Source organism: Kribbella sp. NPDC050470 (genome assembly GCF_044458365.1).
GTDB lineage: Bacteria > Actinomycetota > Actinomycetes > Propionibacteriales > Kribbellaceae > Kribbella.
The window spans coordinates 67,725-91,848 of the sequence record NZ_JBITHV010000014.1; the positions used below are offsets into that span (position 1 = coordinate 67,725).

Here is a 24,124-nt window from a genome sequence, read left to right on the forward strand (position 1 = left end):
CTGGCTGCCCACGCAGTTCGGGGGTTGCCCACCGAAATTCCGAGGGGGCTACCCTCGTGCTCGATGGGCAAGCGTTGACCTGCGCATACTCGGTATGCATACTCAGTATCCATGTCGATCAAGCATGGACTGCTGGCCCTGCTGCGTCAGGATCCGAAGTACGGCTACCAGTTGCGCGGTGAGTTCGAGGCCGCGACCGGCGCCACCTGGCCGCTGAACATCGGGCAGGTCTACACCACGCTCACCCGCCTGGAGCGGGACGGACTGGTCCGGGCCGCGTCGTCGGAGGGTGACGGCCGGTCGATGTACGAGATCACCGCGGCCGGCCGGGCCGAGCTGGCCGGCTGGTTCGACACCCCGGTCACCCGCGAGTCCCGGCCGCGCGACGAGCTGGCGATCAAGCTCGCGCTGGCCCTCGCCGTACCGGGTGTCGACGTGAGCGCCGTCGTCCAGCGGCAGCGGATGGCGGCCATGCAGTCGCTGCAGGAGCTGACCAAGCTGAAGCGCGGCAGCCGGGACAGCGAGATCTCCTGGCAGCTCGTCCTGGAGTCGATGATCTTCGCGGCCGAGGCAGAGATCCGCTGGCTCGATCACTGCGAAGCCATGCTCTTACGCCACCGCGGCAAACCGTCCACAGGTTCGAAGGCCGCCGTACCAGCGCCGGAGCAGGAGGCGAAGCGATGATCCTCGACATCCGCAACCTGACCAGGACCCACTGGCAAGGCGAGCAGGCCGTGCACGCGCTGCGAAACGTCGACCTGTCGGTCGAACCCGGTGAGCTCGTCGCTGTCATGGGCCCGTCGGGCTCGGGCAAGTCCACCCTGCTCACGTGTGCCGGTGGACTCGACCGTCCGACCGCAGGAGAAGTACTTGTCGACGGCAACAGTCTCACCACGCTGAGCCCGAACGCGGTGGCTGCTTTGCGCCGGCGCAGGATCGGCTACGTCTTCCAGGACTTCAACCTGATCCCGGCCTTGACCGCGGCCGAGAACGTCGCGCTGCCGCTCGAGCTGGACGGCGCCCGGACCCGGGTTGCCCGCAAGTACGCCGAAGAAGCCCTGACGGAGGTGGCCATCGGTGATCTCGCCGACCGATTCCCCGAGGACATGTCTGGTGGCCAGCGGCAACGAGTCGCGATCGCCCGCGCAATCGTCGGCGAGCGCCGCCTCCTCCTCGCCGACGAACCCACCGGCGCTCTCGATTCCGACACCGGCGAAGCGGTTCTCCAGCTGCTGCGGGACCGCTGCGACCAGCACGGCATCGCCGGTGTGCTCGTCACCCACGACGCCAGGCACGCTGCCTGGGCCGATCGCGTCGTCTACCTGCGCGATGGTGTCCTGGTAGGCCAGTCCGGTCCCCTCCCTGAGGCCGACGCCCTGCTGCAGGAGAGCCGCTGATGGGAGGCTGGGGGCCGCCGCTCCGGATCGCCCGGCGCACCACCAGGAGATCGTTGGGCCGGACGTTCCTGGTCGCTGCACTGATCGGCCTGCCGGTTCTCGCCGCGACCTGGATGGGAGTCGTGCTGAAGACCAGCTCTCCGTCTGGGGAGGCGCTGGCCAGGCTGAGCATCGGCCAGGCGGACGCGAGCGTCACCGTCTCGCAGTACGGCCGGTTCGCGCCGATGGACATGCCGCACGTGCTCGGGTCGTCGGAACCGGCGCCCGCCGAGGGCGCCGAGAAGCCGGTCCGGGTGCCGGCGACCTTCGACCCGCGGCCGTTGCTGCCAGTCGGCAGCGTGCTGGCGCGGATGCTCGTCGAGGCCGGCACCGTCGACATCCAGGGACCGTCGACGACCAGCGCGGTCAGCGTCGTGACCGGTGATGCGAGCAGCCCGCTCGCGAGGGACCTGACCCGGCTCGACGAAGGGCGTCTCCCCGCGTCGCCGTCGGAGGTCGCGATCTCGCCGTCGCTGGCGAAATACCTCGGCATCAGCGAACTCGACGGTGCGACGGTGCGTAGCGCGGAAGGAGCGTCGTACCAGGTCGTCGGGATCGTTCGGCCGACGAACCGGCCGCACGCGCGGACTGTTCTGGCGACGCCCGGCACGCCGTTGATCACGGTCGACCCGACGTCTTCCGTCCAGTACCTGGTCGACCTTCCCGACGCGGTCGACGCAACCAGCCTGGCCGCACCGCTCCGCAACACCGGCCTGTTCCTGTTGCCGCGGGCAAATATCTTGAACCCGCCGCCGGAGATGTATGGCGGCGGATCGGGCGACATCGGCCCGTACGCCGCGATGGCGCTGGCGATCGGACTCGGCGTGTTGGAGATCGTGCTGCTCGCCGGGACCGCGTTCGCGGTCGGCGCCCGGCGGCAGACCCGCGAGCTCGGCCTGGTGATGGCGACCGGCGGTACGGCGCGCGACGTACGGCGGATCGTCCTGCTGCAAGGCCTGTTCGCCGGTGTGGTCGGAGTGACCGCGGGCGTGCTGCTGGCGGCCGTCGTACTGGTCGCCGGGAAGCCTTGGTGGGAACGGATGAACTCGACGCTGTTCCTCTCCTGGCAGATCCCGTGGGTCAGCGTGATCGTGATCGCGCTGCTCGGCGTGCTCGCCGGTCTTGCCGCTGCCGTCGTCCCGGCGGTGACCGCTGGCCGGCAGGCTCCGCTGGCCGCGTTGGCCGGACGGTTCGCCGCGACCGTCGGTACGGCGGAGATCCGCAAGCCTGCTGTGGTGATGGTGATCGCGGGTGTCGCATCGGTGCTGATAGGCAGCACGATGCTCGCGTCGGCGCTCGCCGAGGCGAGGCGGACGTTGCCGTCGGATGCCGACTACCAGGCGACGGTGACGCCAACCGGCCCGATTGCCCTTGTTTTACTGGGGATCACAGCGGTCATCGCAGGGTTGGTCTGGATGCTCCCCAACCTGGTCGGCAAGCTCGCGGGCCTCGCCGGCCGCCTGCCGTTGAGCGGCCGGTTGGCGCTGCGCGACGCAGCCCGGCACCGCCACCGCACCGGACCGGCCACCGCGGCGATCATGATGGCCGTCGCCAGTACGGCGGCGGTCGCCTTCGCCGCATCGAACGCGATCGCCGCGGAGACGAAGGACTACACGCCGGAGGGACGGTCGGGTAACGCGACGGTCCAGTTCGACACCGGGGGATCTGGTTCGGTGCCCTACTCGACCGCCACCGAGCAGCGGATCGCGTCGCTGCTGCCGACCGAGCAGACCTTCCGCGTCGGCACCGTCACCGCACCGGGGGTCAAGCCGATCGGCGAGTACGTGCCGACGATCATCGCCCGCGCGCCGGAGACGGCCGTCGGCGAGGCCGGATTCAGTCTGCTCGTGGTCGATCCGGCGTACGTCGCGAAGTTCGCCGGCCTCGAGCGCGCGGCCGCAGAGCTGCGTGCGGGCCGGATCCTGCTGCCCAGGTCCGACCTGACCACCAAGGACACCGTCGAGCTGATCAGCGACACCCCGACCAGCAGCAAGCGGGTCGCCCGCCACCCGGCTGTCTACGCCGGCGGCGTACCCGCGATTCGGCTGCTGCGGGCCAACGCGCTGATCAGCCCGGATGCGGCCGCCAAACTCGGCACCATCAACACGATCAGCGTCGAGTACGAGCTGAGCCGTACGCCGACCGACGACGAGCTGGCCGCGGCGCATCGGCTGCTCGGACGCGACGACCTGCTGACCATCGAGCAGGGGTACCAGAGTCCCGCACGCAAGTTCCTGATCGGCATCCTGACGGCGGCGACCGTGGTCACGCTGCTCGGCGTGGCGATCTCGGTGTCGCTGTCTGCCGCCGAAGGCCGGGCCGACCTCGCGACGCTCGCCGCGATCGGTGCGCAACCGCGCCGGCGCAGGAACCTGGCGGCCGCACAGGCGTGGGTGCTGGGACAACTCGGGTGTGTGCTGGGTGTCGGTGTCGGCGCGTTGTACGGCTACACAGCGCACGCGGCCTTCGGATCACCGCACTTCGTGGTGCCGTGGCTGGAGATCGGCGGCATCGTGGTCGCCGTACCGCTGTTTGCCGGGCTGCTCGCCTGGCTGCTGACGCGGTCGCGGCTACCGATGGTCAGCCGCATCGACTAGCGCGAGCTCGGGGTAGGCGACCGGGTACGGCGGTGTGCTCGTGACTCTCCACTGGCCGCAGGCACACCGCTGGTAGACGACCAGGCCTTCGCTGACTTGATGGGAGGACGCCACCGTCCAGCGATGGCGGTGGGCTTCGCGTCTGGCTGTCATGGATCCATCGTGATGTAATGCCATTATGCACCTCAACCCTTACGGGGCCGACGCGGTCCTGCTGGCCGTCAACCTGGTCACGCGACCGGCGAACACGCCCGAGGAGTTGGCCGAGCGCTGCGAGGAGAGCGGTGTCGAGAGCCGACTGGTGCGGGAGCGCCGCGTGACGGCTGCGGACCTGGCCGCCGTACGGGTTGCGCTGGACGAGTGGCTCGAAGTGGTCGACGCCAAGGACGAGCGGTCCCGCGTCGACCTGATCAACGCGATGCTGGCCAAGTACACCGAGCATCCGCGGCTGACCAACCACGCCGGCGACGGCTGGCACGTGCACTACCGGCCGGACAAGGTCCCGGTCGGGCGACTGGTCGCGACCCTGATCAGCACCGGTACGGCGTTGCACCTCGCGGGCCGCGGCATCAGCCGGCTCGGCCGGTGCGCGACCGACGGCTGCGGCAACGTCTACGCCGACCTGTCCCGCACCGGCCGGCAGCGCTACTGCAGCCCCGCCTGCGCCAACCGGGACGCAGTACGGCGGCACCGCGCTCGCTCCACGTAGTCGCGTCGAGTTTGTCCACAGCCCGCCCGCGAACCCCGAAAAGGGGAGCCTAGGATGGGCAGATGACCGAGAGCAGCAGCGAGGGCCAGGAAGTTCCGATGGCCGGGGCGCGGACCGAGGACGGCAAGGTGCTGATCGTCGGGCCGGACGGCATGGCCGTCGAGGGGCCGCCGCGCTCCGACAGCGACCACGACGAGCAGGACGAGCCCCGGTCGGTGACCGAGCTCGTCGAGCAGCCGGCCAAGGTGATGCGGGTCGCGAACATGATCCGGCAGCTCCTCGAGGAGGTGAAGTCGGCACCGCTCGACGAAGCCTCCCGGCAGCGCCTGAAGTCGATCCACGAGGTCTCCATCAAGGAGCTCGAGAGCGGCCTGGCGCCGGAGCTGGTGGACGAGCTGGAACGGCTCAGCCTCGACTTCACCGACGACACCGTGCCGACCGAGGCCGAGCTGCGGATCGCGCAGGCCCAGCTGGTCGGCTGGCTGGAGGGCCTGTTCCACGGCATCCAGACGGCGCTGTTCGCCCAGCAGATGGCGGCCCGCCAGCAACTGGAAGGCATGCGCCGCGCGCTCCCCGGCGGCCAGCAGATGCACGGCGAGGAAGCCGCCGGCTTCCCCGGCGCGCCGCGGGCCAACAACACCGACGGCCCGGGCAGCGGCGGGATGTATCTGTAACGCCTTAATTCAAAGGCTGAAACAACTCTTCGAGGACGGCGGCGACGCCGTCCTCGTCGTTTGTGGGGCACACTTCGTCAACCACGGCAAGGACTTCGGCGTGCGCGTTCGCCACGCCGTACGACGTACCGGCCCAGGCGAGCATCGGCAGGTCGTTGATCGAGTCACCGAAAGCGATCGAATCGTTAGCCGCAATCCCTTGCGATGCAGCGAAATCGGCCAGCATGGCCGCCTTCGACACGCCACTGGCGGAGATCTCCACCAGGCTGGTGCCGCCGCTGTGGCTGGCCGTGACCCGCCCGGCCACCAAGGGATTGATGCGCGCGAGCAACTCGTCGGAATGAAAGCTCGGGTGCCGGACGAGCAGCTTCGCGGCCGGTTCGGACAGCAGGACGTCGATGGCGGCGACCAGCGTGTCGTCGGGCTTCGGCCAGCGGTTCAGGTACTGCGGCTCCTGTCCGTAGCGGTTGGAGCGCTCGATTGCGAACTCCACTTCGGGAATCTCGGCGCGGATCGCCTGCGCGACCTCGAGCGCGACCGCCGGGTCGATCATCCGGGTCCGGATCGGCTGCCGGCGGACGACGTCGTACAAAATAGCGCCGTTGGCAACGATCGCGACCCCGTGCTCGCCGACCAGGTCGGCCAGGTCGTGCAGCCAGCGAGGTGGACGGGCGGTGACCATCACGAAAACACTTCCCGCGTGCTGCGCCGCGAGCACAGCCGAACGAGTGCGATCGGAGATCGTTCCGTCGCTGCGTACTAAGGTTCCGTCAAGATCGGTGGCGATCAGACGGGGCGGGCGCGGGTCGTCGGGTGCCGTCACCAGGCCACCGTATCCGGCCGGGTGAGGAATGCTCATTACCCCTCCCAGCACGTCCGGCGCAAGCGATCAGACGGCGGTTTCAGACGTTTCTGACCAATCTGATTGAGCCTTGAACAACGTCACCAGACCGTTACGGCAGGATGCTGCAAAGGCAGCAAGTTCCCCTGCGCAGCACGGTTTACGCATGATTTCATGCGGTGGTCTGGCGGGGAACCGGGGGCGACGCGACCGCGTCGTAAGCCTGTTCTGGATCAGCGCGACTGATGCAGCCCCACCCTGGAAGCACACACAAACGTCGAAAAACTGTTGTGGAATTGGCTGCAACCAAAACCACAGGAGCGGCGTCAACAGTTATGGATCGGTGCGTCCCGTTCGGGACGACACGGTGGGTCGGCAACAGTTCGTCGGTCCATCAGCTAGTGGATCCGCGTGGCCGAACGACGTTCATCGTTCGTTCATTCGGGTCCTGATACTTGGGGAGCCACATGACCGTCAACAGCGCCAATCTAGCGGGATCAGGGGGCAGCAGTTCCCGAGCCGCTGTCGACACATCTTCCACCACGGAAGGGGCAATGACCGGCTGCATCGCCCGGTCGGACATTTTCCAGCACCGGCTGATGGAAGAGCCGCCGCCCGCCTCCGCCACCCGGCGGACCCGCGAGCGGTACGAGCAGCTCGTCCGGGAGGCGAAGGCCCTGTGCGCTTCGTGTCCGCTGTTCACCGACTGCCTGTACAGCGCGGTCGCCGAGCACGACGTGAGCGGCTTCGTCGCCGGAACCACTGCTGTACAACGGCGTTCGATGCGCAACCTGCTCGACGTCGAGGTGCAGGCCGACGACTTCGACCAGCTCGCCGGGGCCCGTGGGACCCGCCGGCCGGTCAGCCACGAAGAGGTGCTGCGGCTGCGGACCCAGTACCCGAACGACAGCCTGGAGTCGCTGGCCATGCGGCTCGGCTGCTCGCTCTCGACGGTGAAGCGGCACCTGCGTCGCGCCCGCCGCGGCCAGAGCCCGGCCGTCAAGACCCCGCGTCCGCGACCGGCCGTCAACGCCGTCCTGGACGCCTTCGACACGGTCGTCGACCAGCAACGCCAGCAGCGCCGGACCGGCAGCAGCCGAGTCGCCTGACCCGATACTCGGCCCGCCAGCGGACTATCGGACACCAACGGTATAGGCCCGGAAACCCTGTGAAAACAGGGATTCCGGGCCTTTCGGTTGCCCTGGACAACTGTCAAGCCTTTCGACGGCGACCGAAAGGGTTGGCGTCGCTGCCGGGGTGCGCTGAACTGGAACCGTGGGTCAGAACCAACGGTTGAGGACAGCGGCGACGCCGTCGTCCTGGACCGACTTGGTCACCTCGTCGGCGGCGGCCTTCACCTCGTCCGGCGCGGACCCCATGGCGATGCCGAGACCGGCGTACGTCAGCATCTCGATGTCGTTGCGTCCGTCACCGATCGCGACCAGGCCGGAGCGGTCCAGGTCGTACTGTGCGAGCGCGACCTTCAGGCCGGTCGACTTGTCCACGCCCTCCGGGGCGATGTCCAGCCATGCGGTCCAGCCGACGAAGTAGCTGACGCCGTGCAGGCCGAGGCGTTCCGCCAGGTGGACGAAGTCCGCCTCCGACTGCTCCGGGTCCCGGATGATCAACCGGGTCACGGGTTCCGGCGCGAGCTGGTCGTCGCTGACCACCCGGATCTGCGCGTCGTACCCGAGGTCGCCGTCCGGGAACGGCGCGGTGACCAGGTAGCTGCCGTCGTACTCCTCGACCGCCATCCGGGCGTTCGGCGCGTGCTTGCGCACCGACGCGATCACCGTGGTCGGGTCGAAGGTCCGCTCGTCCACCACCTGGCCGGCCGGGAACCGCATCGTCCGCGCACCGTTGCTACAGACAACCAACGCGCCGGCGGCCAGGCCGAGTCGCTCGGCGACCGGCCGGGTGGTCTGCCAGCCCCGCCCGGTGGCCAGGATCACCGGCACCTCGGCGGCGGTACGACGTACGGCGTCGACCACCGCCTCGGAGAGCAGCTCGTCGTGGTCCAGCAGGGTGCCATCGATGTCCAGGGCAACGGCCGTCGGCCGCGGGGTGTCCGTCATCTGCCGACCGGTTCGAGGACCTCACGACCACCGACGTACGGACGCAGTGCGGCCGGCACCCGGACCGAGCCGTCGGCCAGCTGGTGCGTCTCCAGGATGGCGACGATCCAGCGGGTGGTGGCCAGCGTCCCGTTCAGCGTCGCGACCGGCCGGGTCTTGCCGTCGGCGTCGCGGTGCCGGATGTTCAGCCGGCGGGCCTGGAAGTCGGTGCAGTTCGACGTCGAGGTCAGCTCCCGGTACCGGCCCTGCGTCGGCACCCACGCCTCGCAGTCGAACTTCCGGTACGCCGAGATGCCGAGGTCACCGGTCGCGGTGTCGATCACCCGGTAGGACAGCTCCATCTTGTCGAGCATCTCCTTCTCCCAGTTCAGCAGCCGCAGGTGCTCGGCGGCGGCGTCCTCCAGGCTGCAGTAGGAGAACATCTCGACCTTGTCGAACTGGTGGACGCGGATGATCCCGCGGGTGTCCTTCCCGTGCGACCCGGCCTCCTTGCGGTAGCAGGACGACCAGCCGGCGTACCGGACCGGGCCGTTGGACAGATCGAGGATCTCGTCCATGTGGTAGCCGGCCAGCGACACCTCCGACGTACCGACCAGGTAGAGGTCCGGGTCGGCGAGCCGGTAGACGTCGTCGTGCGCGGACAGGTAGCCGGTGCCGCCCATCACCTCGGGCTTGACCAGCGTCGGCGTGATCATCGGGGTGAAGCCGGCCTCGACCGCCTGCTGGATCGCCAGTTGGAGCATGCCCAGCTGCAGCAGCATGCCGGCGCCCTTGAGGAAGTAGAACCGCGAGCCGGAGATCTTCGCGCCGCGCTCCATGTCGATCGCGCCGAGCAGCTCGCCCAGCTCGAGGTGGTCGCGGGGCTCGAAGCCCTCGGCGGCGAAGTCGCGCGGCTTGCCGATCTCCTCGACCACGACGTAGTCGTCCTCGCCGCCGACCGGCGCCTCGTCGGACACCAGGTTCGGCAGCGCGCGGGCCAGGTCGTCGAACCGGCGCTCGGCGTCGTTCGCGTTGGCCTCGGTGGCCTTCACCTCGGCGGCCAGGGTCTTGGTCCGCTCCAGCAGGGCGGCCCGCTCGTCGCCCTTGGCCTGGGCGACCTGCTTGCCGAGCCCCTTCTGCTCGGCCCGCAGCGCCTCGAACGCGGAGATGGACGATCGACGCTCACTGTCGGCGACCAGGATCTGGTCGACCAGGTCCGTACTCTCGCCGCGCTTGGTCAGGGCCGCACGCACGACATCGGGGTTCTCACGGAGCAGTTTCGCGTCAATCACACGACGAGGGTATCGGGGCGTGTCAGAAGGGGCGAAGTCTATTCGGGATGATGTGGTTGACGCACTGTCACTCGAGGGGGCACCGAGCGGGTCATGAACCACCATCCACCCAGTCACGTCGGCCGTGCGTTCACGGTCGTGCTGGGTGCGCTGCCGTTCACCGTGCTCACCCTCCTGGTCGCCAACCACTGGGCACCGCTGGAGCGCTGGGACCAGTCCGTCGCCGACCGCGCCGCGGAGTACGGCGCCACCCACCCGAACACGGTGGACTTCTGGCACGTGATCGGTGACGTATTCCTGCCCTGGGCGATGCGGGCGGTGATCGTGGTCGTCGCGGTGTACCTCTGGCACCGGCGGGCCCGGCTGCTGACGATCTGGCTGCTCGTCTCGGCCGCGACCGAGCTCGTCCTGGTGCACACGGTCAAGCACCTCTTCGACCGGCCCCGTCCGGCCCAGATGCTGGTGGAGACCGAGGGCTGGTCGTACGTCTCCGGCCACGCCGCCGCCGCGTTCGTGATGGCCGGCGCGCTGGGCGTCGTACTGCCGTCGGTCCGGGGGTGGCGGCGCCGGTTTCGGCTGCTGGTGATGCTGCCCACGATCGCGGTGGTGTGGATCGCCTCGGCCGACCGGGTCGCGCTCAACGTGCACTACGTGTCCGACGTGCTCGGCGGCTGGGCGCTCGGGCTGGCGATCCTGACCGCGACGTCGATCGGGTTCGGGCTCCGGCCCGGGCTGCGGCGGCGGCGGCGTCGTACCCCGACCGAGGACGACGGTACGACGATCCCGCCCAAGGCCGCCGTGATCGTGAACCCGATCAAGGTCGGCGACGGGGTCGCGTTCCGGCGGAAGGTGACCCGGGCGCTGGCGGTCCGCGGGTTCGACGACCCGCTGTGGCTGGAGACGCGCGAGGACGACGCCGGGAACGCGATGGCCAAGCGGGCGATCGAGCACGAGTCGGACCTGGTGCTGGTCGCCGGTGGCGACGGGACCGTGCGGGTGGTCTGCGCGGCGCTGGCGCACACCGGGATCCCGGTCGGCGTGATTCCGGCCGGCACCGGCAACCTGCTGGCCCGGAACCTGCACATCCCGCTCGACCTGGACGACGCGCTGGAGCGGATCCTGGAGGGCCGGGACCGGCGGATCGACCTGGTCAAGGTGCACGGCGACGAGCTGGACACCGACCGGTTCGCGGTGATGGCCGGGCTCGGGCTGGACGCGGCGATCATCTCCGACGCGCCGCCGCACCTGAAGCGGCAGATCGGCTGGACGGCGTACCTGGTGTCGGCGGCGAAGAACATCAACCACCCGTCGGTCCGGGTCCGGATCGAGCTCGACGAGGACGTGGTGCTGGAGCGCCGGGTGCGGACCGTGGTGGTCGGCAACGTCGGCATGCTGCAGGCCAACATCCCGCTGCTCCCGGACGCTCGGCCGGACGACGGGCTGCTCGACGTGGTGGTGATCGCGCCGCGGCGGGTGACCCAGTGGCCGATCGTGGTCTGGCGGCTGATGACGCGGACGAACCGGACCGACATGTACCTGGAGCGGTTCACCGGGCGGAAGGTGGAGATCACTGCGGCGGTCGACGTCCAGCGGCAGCTCGACGGCGACCCGATCGGGCCTGGGCGGTCACTGACCGCGGAGATCGAGGCCGGCGCGCTCGTGGCTCGGGTGCCGAAGCGCCGCTAGCCCGTCTGTGCCGAAGCGCCGTCAGCCCTCTACGGTCGGGCCGGCCTCTTTGCGGAGGGTCTCGATCGCCTCGTCCTCCTCGGGGGACAGCTTCGCATCGCTGGCGAACGCCTTGACCTCCTTGGCGTACGTGCGGGCGTCCGTCCGGCTGTTGATCGACGTCAGCACGACCCCGTCGCCGTTGTCGTCCAGGATCGCCATCGACCACGACAGCTTGCCGCCGGTGTCACCGAAAGCGTCGTACCGGACCACTGCCAGGTGCTGCAGCGTCTCGCGGAGCTCGCCGCGGGTCACCTCGAGGTCCTTGCCCAGCTTCTTCAGCTCGGACCGGACCGTGCCCGGCTTGCCTTCCGGCTGCTGGGGTTGCTGCTCAGGTTCGGGGCTGGGGGTTGCGGGCAGCTTGGCCGATTTGGCGGCCGCGGACTGCCCCCGCAACGCCTGAATGGCGAACACCAGGGCGAGGACCGCCACGAACAAGGCGGCGATCCCGAATGCACCGGCTAACGACGAAGACACGCACGGAAGCCTAAAGCATTCCTCGTCATAGCTGAGTATTCAGGTGATTGCGGAGAGTGTTCGCATGGTGATGCTTGGTGGACCAGACGACGAGGTGGTGTCAGGAGCAACGTAGATTCACGACGTGACACATTTGCCTGATCCAGGTCCACAACCGGGCGTCCACGACCTCGGATACGCGCGGCTCGACACCGACCGACTGGAGCGCACCGGCGATGCCGAGGTGGTCTACGGCGCCGGCAAGACACCTGTCCAGGTGGTGGAACTGTTGCGCACGCTGCACGCCACCCACCCGACGCACGCCGTACTGGCCACCCGCCTGAGCGTCGAGGCGCAGGAGGCCGTTGCCGCCGCCCTGCCGACCGCGGTCATCGATCCGGTCGGCCGTACGGCGGTGCTCGGTGAGCCGCCCGTGCTGCGCGGGACGGTCGCCGTGGTGGCGGCCGGCACGTCGGATGCGCCGGTCGCGGCGGAGGCGGCGACCACGGCTCGGGTCTTCGGGGCCGAGGTGGATGTGATCAACGATGTGGGCGTGGCGGGGCTGCACCGGGTGATGGGGGTCCGGGAGCGCCTGGACGCTGCGGACTGCTTGATCGTGGTCGCAGGCATGGAGGGGGCGCTGCCGAGTGTCATCGGCGGGCTGGTCGGGGTGCCGCTGGTCGCCGTACCGACGTCGGTCGGGTACGGCGCTTCGTTCGGCGGCGTCGCGGCGTTGCTCGGGATGCTCAACTCGTGCGCGCCGGGTGTGACCGTGGTGAACATCGACAACGGCTTCGGGGCCGGCGTCTTCGCGGCCCGCGTGGCGCGACGCTCGGCACCGCGTGAGACCAAGGAGAACCGGTGAGGATCGCCTGGATCGACTGCGCCGCCGGAGCCTCCGGTGACATGCTCCTGGGCGCCCTCCTGGACGCAGGCGCCGATCTGGCGGTGGTGAACTCCGCGGTGTCCGCCGTGGACTCGTCGTTGTCCGTCACCGTCGAGCAAACCTCCCGGCACCAGATAGCCGCCACCAAAGCCACCGTCCGCGTCGAAGGCACGCCGCACCCGGAAACCATCCCGGATGCCGGCCACGGCCACGGGCACTCCGCCGGTCACGGGCACGGACATGGGCACGCCGGACACGGCAACGAGCCGGGCGCAGCCGGGCACGCCGGAGCCTCGTCCGACCCCACCAATCCCACCGACACCGGCGACGCCGGGTCGAGCGAGGAGCGCCACTCCGAGCAGGCGGTTGGGCATGGGCATGCTCATGGTCCGACTCGGGCTTGGGCGGATGTGCGGGAGTTGCTGCAGCGGGCTGAGCTGGAGGAGGCGGTTCGGGCCAGGGCGCTGGATACGTTTGCTCGGTTGGCTCGGGCGGAGGCGTCTGCTCATGGGGTTGAGCCGGATGCGGTGCACTTTCATGAGGTGGGTGCGCTGGATGCGATCGCGGACATCGTGGGGGTCGCCGCGGCGTCCGCCTCACTCGGGTTGGAGCGGGTCGTGGTGTCGACGATCGCGCTCGGTGGTGGGCGGCAGGTTCGCGGTCAGCACGGAGGCATTCCGGTGCCCGGTCCCGCCGTACTGCATCTGCTGTCCGAGGCCGGCGCGCCGGTCGTCGGCGGCACCGCGCCGTACGAGATGACCACGCCGACCGGGGCCGCGCTGCTCGCCTCGCTGGCCGACGAGTTCGGGATGATGCCGCCGATGCGGATCACCCGGACCGGCGTCGGCGCCGGCGGCCGCGACCCGGTCGAGGTGCCGAACGTCGTCCGTGTCGTCGTCGGCGAGACCAGCGACCGCCCGGCCACCGAGCTCGTCTACGAGACCAACGTCGACGACCTCGACCCGCGGCTGTGGCCGCAGACGCTCGCCCGCCTGCTCGAGGCCGGGGCGGCCGACGCCTGGCTGACCCCGATCCTGATGAAGAAGGGCCGCCCGGCCCACACCCTCTCGGTCCTCGTCAGCAGCACGAACGCCGACGCGGTGCGCCGGGTGATCCTGACCGAGACCACGGCGATCGGCCTGCGCGAGTTCCCGATCAGCAAGCACGCCGCCGACCGCGAGTTCAGCACGGTCGAGGTCGACGGCCAGCAGATCAGCGTGAAGATCGCCCGGTACGACGGCCAGGTCGTCAACGTGCAGCCCGAGTACGACGACGTGGTGGCAGCCGCGGCCGAGCTCAAGCAACCGGTCAAGGCCGTCCTCGCCCGAGCGGTGGCCGCCGCGGAGCCGCTCTGGCGCTGAGCCCGACCGCCCGCGCTATCCCCGCCCGGTGTAGGGAGGAGCGAAGAACACCAGCAGCGCCAGGTCCTCGGTGATGTCGGTGAACCGATGCTCCTCCCCGGCCGGGACGAACAGCACGTCGCCCGGCTCGACCGGGGTGTTCTTGCCCGGCGTCACCAACGTCGCCCGGCCGGTCGTGACGACGTAGATCTCGTCCTCGCGATGCGGCAGCTGGTCGTCCACACCCCCGGCCGGGATCGAATACGTCCCGACCGTCATCGACTCGTTCCGCAGCTGTTCCACGTAGTCGTTCGGCTCGCCGCGCACGAAGTCGCCCGCCCCAACCAGTTTCTCCACCCGGCGAGACTAGTGTGCTTCGGCCTTCTCTGGCACGGCTTTCTGCCGGCGGCGGGGCCAGTCGTACGGCCACCACTGGGCGCCACCGCGCCGGGCCCACACGATGAGCCCGATCAGCACCGCCAACTCGATCGCCGGGCAGATCGTGTCGCGCAGGCGGGCGCTGAACCACTCCAGCGAGTCGGACAGGCTGGCCGCCACCTGGCGAGCGTTCGGATCTCGGCCAGGGACGTAGGCGATCGCGAGCATGGTCGTGCGTATGACCATCAGCCCGTCCACCTTCGACGCCGCCACTGCCGCCAGCGCGACCCAGGCGATCAGGTCGTACCAGGGCAGGGAGTACATCGCCGTCAGGATCCAGGCGATCGCGTAGATCGCGGTGTACCGGATCGCGGCCGGGGTCGGGTCGTCCGGATGCGTCTGCGGCACCAGCGACTTCGGGAACACCTGGGACAGCAGGATCGCGACGACGATCAGGCCGAGCCACGCGATGATCGCCAGGAACGTCCGCACCAGCGGCCCCGGCAGGAACAGGTCGAAGAAGCTCAGCAGCACCTTGTGCGGCGTGCCGGTCGAGATGAACGACGTCTGCGACCGGGCCTGCTGGAAGGCCTGCAGACCGACGAACGCGTACAGCCCGCCCATCGCCAGCGCACCGCCGCCGCAGAAGATCGCAGCCTTCCGCCGGTCCTTGTGCAGCGCCCACAGCATCGCCACACCGACCAGCCCGATGGACAGCTTCGTACAGCCCGCGACGCCGATCAGGATGCCCGCCCAGAACACGTGCCGCCGGAACAGCCACAGCGCGAGCACCGCAAACATCACCGCGATCGCGTCGTTGTGCGCACCGGCCAGGACCGTCCAGAGGATCAACGGGTTGGCCAGCCCCAGCATCACCACGCGCCGCCGGTTCGGCAGGTTGTTGCCGACCAGCCTGAGCAGCACCAGCCCGGTGACGATCAGGCTGATCGCGACGGACAGCTGCAGCATCCAGACCGTCAGCTGCGCCGAGTCGCCGCCGATCAGCGACGAGAGCCACTGCACCCAGGTCGCGATCGGGCCGTAGACGCTCTTCGCGCCCTGCCACGGCCGCTCGGTCGCGGCGATCACCGGGTCGTACCCAAGCCGGATCGTGTCCGCCGGGGAGATCGTGTACGGGTCGCCGCCGAGTGACATGATCCGGCCGTACGCCGCGTAGATCAGCACGTCGCCGGACGCCATCGGCGGGACCAGCGTGATGGCCAGCGTCGTGCCGATGCCTAGGGCAACCAAGCGGTCGACGCGCGGGGCCCAGCCGTGCTTGAGCGCCTTGGTCGCGAGGTAGACGCCGTACCCGCCGAGCAGGATGGCGACGTAGATCATCATCGTGACGAGCCAGTCGTTCGGCTTGGAGTCGAACCAGTACGACGGCAGCCACGTGTGCCGGTTGGTCAGGGTCAGCACGACCACGGACGGGCCGAGCAGGCCGACGGCCACGATGAGCGCCGTACAGGCCAGGTAGAGCGCGACCGCGCGGCGACCGTACCGCTCTGCAAGCTTGGGGTCGGCGCTGGCGTCAGTTGTGTCGGTGCTCATCGCGAAGGCTTCCGCGGGATCAGACTGCGCAGCGACGGCCCTCCGGTCTCCGGCAGGGCGCTGCGCGCGGCGAGGGCACGACGGACGTGCAGGAACTGCCGGCCGCGGTGTAACTGGCCGCGCAGGTCGGTGCCGGTCGCCCGGTGCTTGACGTCGATCGGCACCTCGAGGATGCGGAAGCCCTTGCGGCCGAGATCGATGCTCAGCGCGGTCTCGACGCCGAACCCTGGGGCGAGCGGTACGGCGGCGTCGAAGGCGACCCGGGTCAGGCAGCGCTGACCGGACAGCGGCTGCTCCGGGGACCAGCCGGTCGCCTCCTCGATCCCGGCCCGCGCGAGCTTGACGACGAACCCGTGACCGCCGGCCTTTGAACCGTCCGGCCGCAGCTGCACCGGCAGCGTGCCGATCGTCATGTCCGCCTTGCCGGTCTGCACCGGCTCGATCAGCGGCGCGGCAGCGGTCGCGGAGTCGGTCAGGTCGGCGTCGAGGAACAGCAGGTGCCGCGCTCGCGCGCCGTCCCGCTCCGCGACCGCCGCCGCTCCGGTCTCCATCGCCGCCGCCTTCCCCCGGTTCCGCTCGTGCCGGGCCACGACCGCGCCGGCGCGCTCGGCGGCCTCCGCCGTACCGTCCGCGGAGCCGTCGTCGACGACCACGACCAGGTCCACCCCGATGATCTTGTGCACCGCGTCCACCGTGGCCGCAATCCGCTCCGCTTCGTCCTTCGCCGGGATCACGCAGGCGACGGCTCGCTCGAAGGGCTCGGAAGGCAGGTCATGACCGGACACAGCACCGCAGCCTAGTTCCTCCGCAGCCGATCGACCTCGTCAGTTCCGGGCGACTGTGGATATCTCGTTCTTTCGTACGACCTGTGGAAAACCCGGGAGGCCCGGTGGCCGATCAGGGCATCTTCTCTGGCGAGAGTCCGCAGCCGGGCCGGCCGGAGCTTGGCCATTCAGGCATATTGTCGGACAATCAGACAGATCGGAGCGGCATCCGGCGCGGAGGACGCGGCTGCCGTAGCGTGGTTGGGACGACCGGAGAAGGGACAGGCGGATGACCGAGACCCAGGAAGTCGGCAAGGCGTACGGCGTCGACAGTGAGGTCGGACCGCTGCGGACAGTGATGCTGCATCGGCCGGGCAACGAGCTCCGCCGGCTCACCCCGCGGAACAACGACAAGCTGCTCTTCGACGGCATCCCGTGGGTCGGCCGGGCGCAGGACGAGCACGACGCGTTCGCCCAGGCGCTGCGCGACCGCGACGTCGAGGTGCTCTACCTCGGCGAGCTGCTCACCGAGGCGCTCAGCGACCCCGAGGCGCGGTCGGTCGCGGTCACCGGGACCACTGAGGACCTCCGGCTCGGCGACACCCTGCGCGACTACCTTCGCTCGGCCTTGAGCGACCTCGATCCGGCCCGCCTGGCCGAGGCGCTGATGGCCGGCGTCCGGAACGACGAGGTGCGCGCAGGTGGTCTAGTCACGTCGCTGCTGGAGCATGAGGATTTCCTCATCGATCCGCTTCCCAACCTGCTCTTCACCCGGGACTCGAGTGTCTGGATCAGGGACTCGGTCGCGGTGACCTCGCTGGCGATGCCGGCCCGGGTCCGCGAGACCCAGCTGACCGAGCTGATCTACCGCTTCCATCCACGGTTCGCCGGCGCGGACAAGGTCTACGACCACCAGCTCGAACACGTCGAGGGCGGGGACGTTCTGGCCCTCGGTCCGGGCGTGCTGGCCGTTGGCGTCGGCGAGCGGACGACACCGGCCGGGGTGGAGCGGTTGGCGCGGCGTGTGTTCGCGAAGGGACTGGTGCACACGGTGCTCGCCGTACCGATTGCTCAGCAGCGCGCGACGATGCATCTCGACACCGTCTGCACGATGGTCGACGTCGACGCCGTACTGATGTATCCCAACATGGCCGAGGAGATGCGGGCGCACGCGGTCACCACGGACGGGGACCAGCTGCATGTCGCGGAGCCTGAGCCGTTCCTCGTTGCGGCGGCGAAGGCGCTGGGCATCGACACGCTCCGGCGGATCGACACTGGTCTAGACCCCGTCACCGCCGAACGGGAGCAGTGGGACGACGGGAACAACACTCTCGCGGTCGCGCCGCGGGTGTGTATCGCGTACGAGCGGACGGTCGAGACGAACGCGCGACTCGAGGAGTCTGGGATCGATGTCATCCGCATCTCCGGCTCGGAGCTGGGCTCCGGTCGAGGTGGTCCGCGCTGCATGTCCTGCCCGGTTCTGCGCGCCCCACTCGCGGCAGGCTGAGCGTGACCGGACGGGTACTGGACTGCCCCGGTAAGCCCAACGACACGCGGAGTGAAATCGGGGCTTGTGGCGGAAGACCAATCTGAGTACTCTTCATGCCTAGGCCCAGGCCCTGTTGCTCCCCCGTCAGCAGGACTTGGGCCGTCCACGTTACCCGGTAGCAGGCGCGCCCCCGCCTCCCGGCCTAGACCACAACGTTGCCCACCGCACCTAACCGAGTCGCGCCAGCACAAACCAACAGCACCCAGCCGCCCGATGCCCGACCGGGTGTTGCACAAGTCCCGGCTCCACGAAGGAGCCGCCCCGGCGCCGGTTCCTCGCCGTCCGCGGCGGGGTGACCTGCACGCGCCTTGGCGAGCCACCCAGCGCCAGTGCATCGCCATAGGCAGCAGGGTGACCGGCGCGCCTTCTAAGCCGCCCGACGCTGGTGCTTAGCCGTCGGCTGCGGGGTGACTGGCGGGCGCCTCACCGGCGGGGTCACCCCCGCGTGCCTCCCGCCCTCACCGGCACAAATCAGCAGCGCCCGGCCGCGCGATGCGCGACCGGGCGCCGCATGAGTTCCTGGCTCCATGAGGGAGCCGCCCTGTGCCGGTACTACACCGGCGGCGGGGTCACCGGCGCGCGCCTTGGGGAGCCACCCGGCGCCGGTTCTTCGCCGAAGGCGGCAGGGTGACCGGCGCGTGCCTTCTGCGTGCACCGGCGGGGTGACCGGGGCCTGCCTTCTGCCTTCGCTGGCGGGGTGGGCGGCGGGTGGCTTCTGCGTTTGCTGGCGGTTGGTGGGTGGGGTGGTCAGCGGATGGTTAGTTGGCGGCTGGAGAGGCCGGCTCGGGCGGCTCGTTGTTCAGTGGTGAGGGGGGCCTCGGTGGCCAGGGCCTTCTCGAGGGCTGCGGCGAAGTCGGCGGCGGGCTTCTCCACGTCGGCTGCCTCGGTGTCGGCGGGGAGCTCCCAGACGGGGGCCAGGACGCCCAGGGCGCGGAAGGAGCCGATGAGGCGGCTGCCTTCGGTCAGGGCGGAGGAGCCGGCGGCGTGCAGACGGGCCAGGGCGTCCAGCAGGGTGTCCTCGGTGTGCGGCATCACCCAGCGGAGGTAGCGGCGGTCGCCGATCTGCGTCCAGTACGCCGCATCCACCGACTCGAGCCGGACCGTCGGCGCCGCGGCGGCGTTCGCCCGCTCGAGGCCGGCGGCGACCTCACCGGTCGGGTCCTCGACGTTCTCGCCGATCCAGAAGTCGAAGCCCTCGTGCACCTTCACCTCGATCGGCTTCGAGGTGTCGATCAGGTCCTGCAGCCGCGGGCCGTCCTTCAGCAGGTCGCCCAGCTGGATCGGGTTGCCAGGCACGGTCTCCAGCGCGGCGGTGATCGCGTGCCCGAGGTCGCGGCTCGGGTCGCCGGACGACGCGTGCGTTTGCAGGCCGATCCAGATCGACTCGTCGTCGCGCACCAGGCCCGGCATCGCCATCGGTAGCAGCGTGACCAGGTTGACGACCTTGCCCGCGTGCTCGCCGGTCAGCACGACCTCCGCCGTACCGGACGGGACGATCTCGCGGAACGCGATCAGGTCACACTCGGACGGCAGGCCCTCGAACGGCCGCACCACGAACGTGTCCGCCGCCTGCGCCCGGTCCTTGCCGTGGCACTGCTTGAACCGCTTCCCCGACCCGCACGGGCAGGGCTCGCGCGGCCCGACATCGACCAGGTCGGCCGGATCCAGCGTGACGGTCGTCGTGTTCTTGGTGCGCTGCCGCGACTTCTTTCCCATACCCCGCAGTCTTGCAGCCCCGCACCCAAGACAGCCAACCCGCCGACCCGCACCGACGGGAAGGACCAGCCCGGAGGCGGGTCAGCCCGGAGGCGGGTCAGCCCGGAGGCGGGTCAGCTGGGGATGATCGCGTGGACGGTGCGGTGGCTGGTGGTGGTGCGGACGTCCCAGCTGGAGGTGAGTACGTCGACGATCGCCAGCCCGCGGCCGCCGATCGACTCGGGGTGGGCGTCGCTGATCCGCTGCGGCTCGGTGTCACCGCAGCCGTCGGTCACCTCGACGTGGATGCCGGCCTTGTCGATCCACCAGGCCGCGCGGACCTCACCGGCCGGCAGTGGCGGTGCGTAGCGGATCGCGTTCGAGAGCAGTTCGGACAGGACGAGCTGAGCGTCGTCACGGGCAGTTTCAGCGACCCGCAAACGCTTGAGGTAGGCGGCCAGACGGCGACGGGCATCCGCTACCGCGGACACTTCATGCGGCAGTACGACGTCCATGACGCTCACGTCGGCAGGCAAGGTCGCAGAGGACAAGCAGGGTCTCCTCATCATCGGAACAGCCATAAGCACATCTGCCCACGTTCCAGCCTGGGAAAACACCTGCGTGTATTCCGTTACATACCGCCGCGGAAGATCACACGTTTAGCCAAGAAACCGAGACGAAATCGACGGAATTGAACGTTGCAATAACGCCTTGCATTCATCCCGCTACCCAGCCATACCACCCCCGTTCTCACCCCGAGTGACCCATCCCACAGCCCATCCATGACACGGTCGCGGCAAAAGACGCAGCGGGTGTCACACACAGCAACCGGAGGCGCCGCCTACTACCGCGCGGTAAAGCCTGTCGGAGCGGTCTCGTAACGTGACAGGCTGTGCGCCGGATGTAGACCGCAGAGGAAGTGCCGACTTTCTGTTCGCGAGGAGCGACGAGTGCCACGTGGAGTTCCGGGCCGGCCGGTGAACGGTGGCGACGCCCGGCGGACGGCATGGTTCGGGGTGCTGACCAGCAAGGCGTGGTTCTACGGCGTCCTCGGCGTGGCCGCCACGCTAGCGTTCGTGGTCTTCCTGATCATGGGCTACGGCCTGTTCAGCAGTACGTCGGTCAACCTGGACAGATCGGGTCCGGCGTCGGAGTGGGCGGGCGCGCTGTTCACCGCGTTGAGCACGCTGGTGCTCGCCTACCAACTCCGCATCATCGGCCTGGCGGCCGAGCGCCGGCGGGCGCAGAACCTCGACCTCGTGCAACCGGTCGGGCGGCTGTCCGCGTGGGCCCGTAACTCCTCCCGGCCGGGCTGGCTCCTGACAGTAGCCGTGCGCAACGAAAGTGAGGAGCACCTGCTGGAACCCGTCGTACGGCTTGCGTGGCGGGGCCGGCCGTTGGACCGGAGCTGGTTGATCGGAGCCCCCGATGAGCAGGAAGATGTGAGCAACGGCGATGCGGACCTGTGCGTCCAACTCAGCAATGTCAAGATCAGCAGCGTGGACCAGCCGGTTCTGTTGATTCATGTCCCTGAGGAAGCGTGCGCGGAGATGGACGAGATCCCAGCGGGACTCACGGTCACTCTCCAGTGGGCAGAGCTCAGCCAGCCCGTCAGCGTGCCGCTGACATCAGCCCGATCGGGGTCGAGGAGCAGATGAGGTTGAGCCGTGGGGACGTGACTCTCGTCCTGCTCGCGGGTGGCTACAACAAGCGGTTGCGGCGCGACGAGCGTTCGCTGCCCAAGAGCCTGGTGCCGCTGACAGACGTCCCGCCCGTGATGGTCATGCTGGCCGACCAGTTCCTCGCCGACGGCGCGAAGGTGCTGGTGATCTGTGACGCGCCGGCGGCTGCGATGTTCCGGCTGATGTATCCCCAGTTCGACAAGTCGGTGCGGGTCGTCGAGGACGAGTTCGTCGGGACGGGCCAGGCGCTGCGGATGGCAGTCGAGGCCGCCCGGACGCGCTGGGTCGTGTGTGCGAACGCGGACACGATCGTGCCGGTCGACCTGAGCTCTTGGTACCAGTCGGTCGACCTCGTCGCGCCCGTTCACCAGTTGCTGGTGCCGGACAGCGTGCAGAACTCGGGCCTGATCGGTGTCGACGCACATTCGGGCGATGTCACGCACTGGGGCGAGACGATCGGCCGGGCTCCCGCGAGCTCGTTGCGGCACGCGTCGTCGACCGGCGTGTACCTCCTGCACCGGAACAGCTGGCTCAGCTGGCAGCACAGCAGCGGGGAGAGCCTGGAGCGCGAGATCCTGCCGCAAGCCGTCGAGCACGGACTCCTGCATGGGACGATCGCCGAGAGCCCGTGGCCGGTCTTCGACTACGGAACCATCGACCGGTTGCAGGAACTCCAGTCCAACGACTGGCTGCGCCACAGTCTGCTGGCAGCTGCCTGCCTGACTCCGAAAGGAACTCGGTGCACTCCGCCCAGCATCTACTCCGGACCCAGGGCTACTACCGACGACAGGCCGCGGTTGGCCCTGAGCGGTGCCGCGACCTGACGCAGGCCTTGGCGACAGCTGCCGGTCCGGTCCAGGCCGACGAGTCCGTCCGGTTGGAGGATCCGGCCGGTGAGGTGATCGCCGCCGTACTCGAGGAGCCCGGTCTGCGTGGTCTAGCAGCAGAGCTCCTGGGGCCGAGCTGGGTCCTGGTGACGAACCGGCACAACCATGCGGTGATCGATCACGGCGGAGGTTCGCGAGGTACGCGTATGCATCGCGACCTCCTGCACTGGAGCCGCAGCCCGATCACGCTGCTCCTGATGCTCGACTGTGCGCCAGACGATCCACAGGCCTGGCCCTCGCTGATTCCGGGATCGCACTTGTGGCCGACGTCCGAGCCGAGCAATGGCGGCGGGTACTGGCTGGACGAGGCGCCGGAGCCCGAGCTCGCCGGCCAAGCCGTCAAGGTTCCGATGAATCCGGGCGACGTACTGGTGATGGACGGGATGACCTATCACTCCGCCGGGCTCGGTTCGCCCGATCGGGCCCGGGTGATGGTGACGCTGTGCCTGCGCACGCCCGACGAGCTCACCGGTGAGGCAGGTCCGAACGAGCAGCTGGTCGCCGGTTCGATCCGGTACGAAGGGCAGCCGCGGTGGAGGCGCAATGGTTGAGGCATGGTGGAAGTTCCACGGCGACGACGACGACAAGCCGCCGGTAGTCGAGCTTCGGGACGCGCAATGGGACTTCTACGAGGACAGCGTGGTGCCGCGGCTGTTCCGCCTGCTCGACCACGAGCTGAGTGAGACCGTCGGCAGCCAGCTCAAGCAGCGGCTGCGCTACAGCGCCCGCTTCCGTCCCTCGCAGCTGCTCTACGCGTTCAGCCAGGACTGGGACATCCCCACGGAGTCGGTCGTCTGGGCGTCCGCCAGCCTCGAGCTGCTGTACCTGGGCCGGGTGATCCTCGACGACGTTGCGGATCAGCACGACCAGCGCTGGGGCCTTCCGTCGGTACGACGGGTGTTCGACGACGCGTCCGCCGTACAGATCGCCAACCTGTTGCAGCACACCGCGGTCCTGTGCGCGACCAACATCGACTCGCACACGACCGAGATTCCCGCGGCCGGTGTGATCGCCGAGTACGGGCGGCAGATCAACGCCGCGATGCTGGCAGAGCTGCAGTGGGGCAAGCAGACGATCCCGGAGGCGACGTACCGGTCCATCGCGTTGCGCAAGGGGTCGTCCGGGCAGCTGACCACCGACCTGCTCCGGCTGATCGCACCGGCCGAGTACGGCGATCAGCTCGGCAGGCTCGGGCCGGCGATCCGGAACCTCGACTACGCGGCCATGATCACGAACGACGTCACCGAGGCGAACCTGCGCCGGGGGCTGGAGGAGGTCCGGTTCCTCAGCGGTGAGGTGCGCGGCGAGATGTCCGAGATCCAGCTGAACCGGCCGACGATCTTCAGCGTCCTGCTCGCCACCGACGCCTTTCTCCGGCGCAATCCCGCGGTCGGGGACACGCTGCCCGACTTCACCACGATGGGCCTGCCGGAGATCTTCACCTACCTCGAGGAGACCGGGGCGATCCGCGACGCCGAGCGCCAGATCGCCGAGCTCGAGCACGACGCGATGCAGACCATCCCGGAGAACACCAAGGTGTACACGTTGCTGGCGAGGGCGCGGGCGACCAACCCCACCGACGAGCCACCTCAGGTGGAACCTTAG

At 69.3% G+C, this 24,124-nt stretch carries 23 protein-coding genes; 14 read left to right on the forward strand and 9 right to left on the reverse strand.

Going from position 1 to position 24,124, the window contains the following annotated elements; all coding sequences use genetic code 11:
• Window positions 1-111: 111 nt before the first annotated feature.
• The 5 genes from ACIBGM_RS37510 to ACIBGM_RS37530 all read left to right on the forward strand — a co-directional run bounded on the left by ACIBGM_RS37510 (window position 112) and on the right by ACIBGM_RS37530 (window position 5,416).
• Window positions 112-684 carry a PadR family transcriptional regulator gene (locus ACIBGM_RS37510; RefSeq protein ID WP_396388246.1) on the forward strand — a complete coding sequence of 191 codons (573 nt, stop codon included), beginning with the start codon at window positions 112-114 and terminating at the stop codon, window positions 682-684.
• Window positions 681-1,397, forward strand: coding sequence for an ABC transporter ATP-binding protein (locus ACIBGM_RS37515; RefSeq protein WP_396388247.1), 717 nt, complete (start codon window positions 681-683; stop codon window positions 1,395-1,397). Before ACIBGM_RS37510 ends, ACIBGM_RS37515 begins: the two co-directional genes overlap by 4 nt.
• On the forward strand, window positions 1,397-4,033 hold the full coding sequence (locus ACIBGM_RS37520; RefSeq protein WP_396388248.1) for an FtsX-like permease family protein: 2,637 nt from the start codon (window positions 1,397-1,399) through the stop codon (window positions 4,031-4,033). Before ACIBGM_RS37515 ends, ACIBGM_RS37520 begins: the two co-directional genes overlap by 1 nt.
• A 178-nt stretch (window positions 4,034-4,211) precedes the next feature.
• The gene (locus tag ACIBGM_RS37525) at window positions 4,212-4,742 is read left to right on the forward strand and encodes a CGNR zinc finger domain-containing protein (RefSeq protein ID WP_396388249.1); all 531 of its coding nucleotides are present in this window, start codon (window positions 4,212-4,214) and stop codon (window positions 4,740-4,742) included.
• Window positions 4,743-4,804: 62 nt separating this feature from the next.
• Entirely contained in the window at window positions 4,805-5,416 is a 612-nt protein-coding gene (locus ACIBGM_RS37530; RefSeq protein ID WP_360522666.1) for a bacterial proteasome activator family protein, read from the forward strand.
• Window positions 5,417-5,420: 4 nt separating this feature from the next.
• Here ACIBGM_RS37530 and ACIBGM_RS37535 read toward each other — a convergent pair whose 3' ends face one another.
• Window positions 5,421-6,275 (reverse strand): HAD-IIB family hydrolase, encoded by an 855-nt coding sequence (locus ACIBGM_RS37535; RefSeq protein WP_396388250.1) that lies wholly within the window; start codon window positions 6,273-6,275, stop codon window positions 5,421-5,423.
• Between the two features lie 536 nt (window positions 6,276-6,811).
• Between ACIBGM_RS37535 and ACIBGM_RS37540 the strand changes: the two genes are divergently transcribed.
• The gene (locus tag ACIBGM_RS37540; RefSeq protein ID WP_360522673.1) at window positions 6,812-7,366 is read left to right on the forward strand and encodes a WhiB family transcriptional regulator; all 555 of its coding nucleotides are present in this window, start codon (window positions 6,812-6,814) and stop codon (window positions 7,364-7,366) included.
• Window positions 7,367-7,537: 171 nt separating this feature from the next.
• On the opposite strand, the gene ACIBGM_RS37545 is transcribed toward ACIBGM_RS37540, so the two are convergent.
• Complete coding sequence (locus ACIBGM_RS37545) at window positions 7,538-8,332, reverse strand: HAD family hydrolase (protein ID WP_360522676.1); 795 nt, start codon at window positions 8,330-8,332, stop codon at window positions 7,538-7,540.
• Window positions 8,329-9,603: a serine--tRNA ligase gene (gene serS, locus ACIBGM_RS37550; protein ID WP_396388251.1), complete on the reverse strand. Its 1,275-nt coding sequence runs from the start codon at window positions 9,601-9,603 to the stop codon at window positions 8,329-8,331. The genes ACIBGM_RS37545 and serS overlap by 4 nt, the downstream gene beginning before the upstream one ends.
• A 93-nt stretch (window positions 9,604-9,696) precedes the next feature.
• Between serS and ACIBGM_RS37555 the strand changes: the two genes are divergently transcribed.
• The gene (locus ACIBGM_RS37555; protein ID WP_396388252.1) at window positions 9,697-11,289 is read left to right on the forward strand and encodes a diacylglycerol kinase family protein; all 1,593 of its coding nucleotides are present in this window, start codon (window positions 9,697-9,699) and stop codon (window positions 11,287-11,289) included.
• A 21-nt stretch (window positions 11,290-11,310) separates the two neighbouring features.
• On the opposite strand, the gene ACIBGM_RS37560 is transcribed toward ACIBGM_RS37555, so the two are convergent.
• Window positions 11,311-11,805: a DUF4446 family protein gene (locus ACIBGM_RS37560; RefSeq protein ID WP_360522685.1), complete on the reverse strand. Its 495-nt coding sequence runs from the start codon at window positions 11,803-11,805 to the stop codon at window positions 11,311-11,313.
• A 124-nt stretch (window positions 11,806-11,929) separates the two neighbouring features.
• Between ACIBGM_RS37560 and larB the strand changes: the two genes are divergently transcribed.
• Together larB and larC are read left to right on the forward strand one after the other, a co-directional pair.
• The gene (gene larB / locus ACIBGM_RS37565; protein ID WP_360522688.1) at window positions 11,930-12,649 is read left to right on the forward strand and encodes a nickel pincer cofactor biosynthesis protein LarB; all 720 of its coding nucleotides are present in this window, start codon (window positions 11,930-11,932) and stop codon (window positions 12,647-12,649) included.
• The gene (larC, locus tag ACIBGM_RS37570) at window positions 12,646-14,031 is read left to right on the forward strand and encodes a nickel pincer cofactor biosynthesis protein LarC (protein WP_360522691.1); all 1,386 of its coding nucleotides are present in this window, start codon (window positions 12,646-12,648) and stop codon (window positions 14,029-14,031) included. Before larB ends, larC begins: the two co-directional genes overlap by 4 nt.
• A gap of 15 nt (window positions 14,032-14,046) precedes the next feature.
• Here larC and ACIBGM_RS37575 read toward each other — a convergent pair whose 3' ends face one another.
• Genes ACIBGM_RS37575 through ACIBGM_RS37585 form a run of 3 tightly spaced genes read right to left on the reverse strand, consistent with a single transcriptional unit; the run spans window position 14,047 to window position 16,727 of the window.
• On the reverse strand, window positions 14,047-14,367 hold the full coding sequence (locus ACIBGM_RS37575; protein ID WP_360522694.1) for a cupin domain-containing protein: 321 nt from the start codon (window positions 14,365-14,367) through the stop codon (window positions 14,047-14,049).
• Window positions 14,368-14,376: 9 nt separating this feature from the next.
• On the reverse strand, window positions 14,377-15,942 hold the full coding sequence (locus ACIBGM_RS37580; RefSeq protein ID WP_360522697.1) for a glycosyltransferase 87 family protein: 1,566 nt from the start codon (window positions 15,940-15,942) through the stop codon (window positions 14,377-14,379).
• Window positions 15,939-16,727: a glycosyltransferase gene (locus ACIBGM_RS37585; RefSeq protein WP_360522700.1), complete on the reverse strand. Its 789-nt coding sequence runs from the start codon at window positions 16,725-16,727 to the stop codon at window positions 15,939-15,941. The genes ACIBGM_RS37580 and ACIBGM_RS37585 overlap by 4 nt, the downstream gene beginning before the upstream one ends.
• Window positions 16,728-16,995: 268 nt before the next feature.
• On the opposite strand from ACIBGM_RS37585, the gene ACIBGM_RS37590 reads away from it, so the two are divergent.
• A complete protein-coding gene (locus tag ACIBGM_RS37590; RefSeq protein ID WP_360522703.1) occupies window positions 16,996-18,213 on the forward strand; it encodes an arginine deiminase in 1,218 nt (405 codons plus the stop codon).
• A gap of 789 nt (window positions 18,214-19,002) precedes the next feature.
• Here the strand turns inward: ACIBGM_RS37590 and ACIBGM_RS37595 are convergent.
• Window positions 19,003-19,971 (reverse strand): DUF5926 family protein, encoded by a 969-nt coding sequence (locus tag ACIBGM_RS37595; protein WP_360522706.1) that lies wholly within the window; start codon window positions 19,969-19,971, stop codon window positions 19,003-19,005.
• Window positions 19,972-20,084: 113 nt separating this feature from the next.
• Window positions 20,085-20,501 carry an ATP-binding protein gene (locus tag ACIBGM_RS37600; protein ID WP_360522709.1) on the reverse strand — a complete coding sequence of 139 codons (417 nt, stop codon included), beginning with the start codon at window positions 20,499-20,501 and terminating at the stop codon, window positions 20,085-20,087.
• Window positions 20,502-20,900: 399 nt separating this feature from the next.
• Between ACIBGM_RS37600 and ACIBGM_RS37605 the strand changes: the two genes are divergently transcribed.
• From ACIBGM_RS37605 to ACIBGM_RS37620, 4 genes are read left to right on the forward strand one after another with little or no spacing between them, the layout of a single operon-like run.
• Entirely contained in the window at window positions 20,901-21,608 is a 708-nt protein-coding gene (locus tag ACIBGM_RS37605) for a hypothetical protein (RefSeq protein WP_360522712.1), read from the forward strand.
• Window positions 21,605-22,456, forward strand: coding sequence for an NDP-sugar synthase (locus tag ACIBGM_RS37610; RefSeq protein WP_360522715.1), 852 nt, complete (start codon window positions 21,605-21,607; stop codon window positions 22,454-22,456). The genes ACIBGM_RS37605 and ACIBGM_RS37610 overlap by 4 nt, the downstream gene beginning before the upstream one ends.
• Before the next feature lie 8 nt (window positions 22,457-22,464).
• Window positions 22,465-23,070 (forward strand): phytanoyl-CoA dioxygenase family protein, encoded by a 606-nt coding sequence (locus ACIBGM_RS37615; RefSeq protein WP_360522718.1) that lies wholly within the window; start codon window positions 22,465-22,467, stop codon window positions 23,068-23,070.
• Window positions 23,063-24,124, forward strand: coding sequence for a polyprenyl synthetase family protein (locus ACIBGM_RS37620; protein ID WP_360522721.1), 1,062 nt, complete (start codon window positions 23,063-23,065; stop codon window positions 24,122-24,124). Before ACIBGM_RS37615 ends, ACIBGM_RS37620 begins: the two co-directional genes overlap by 8 nt.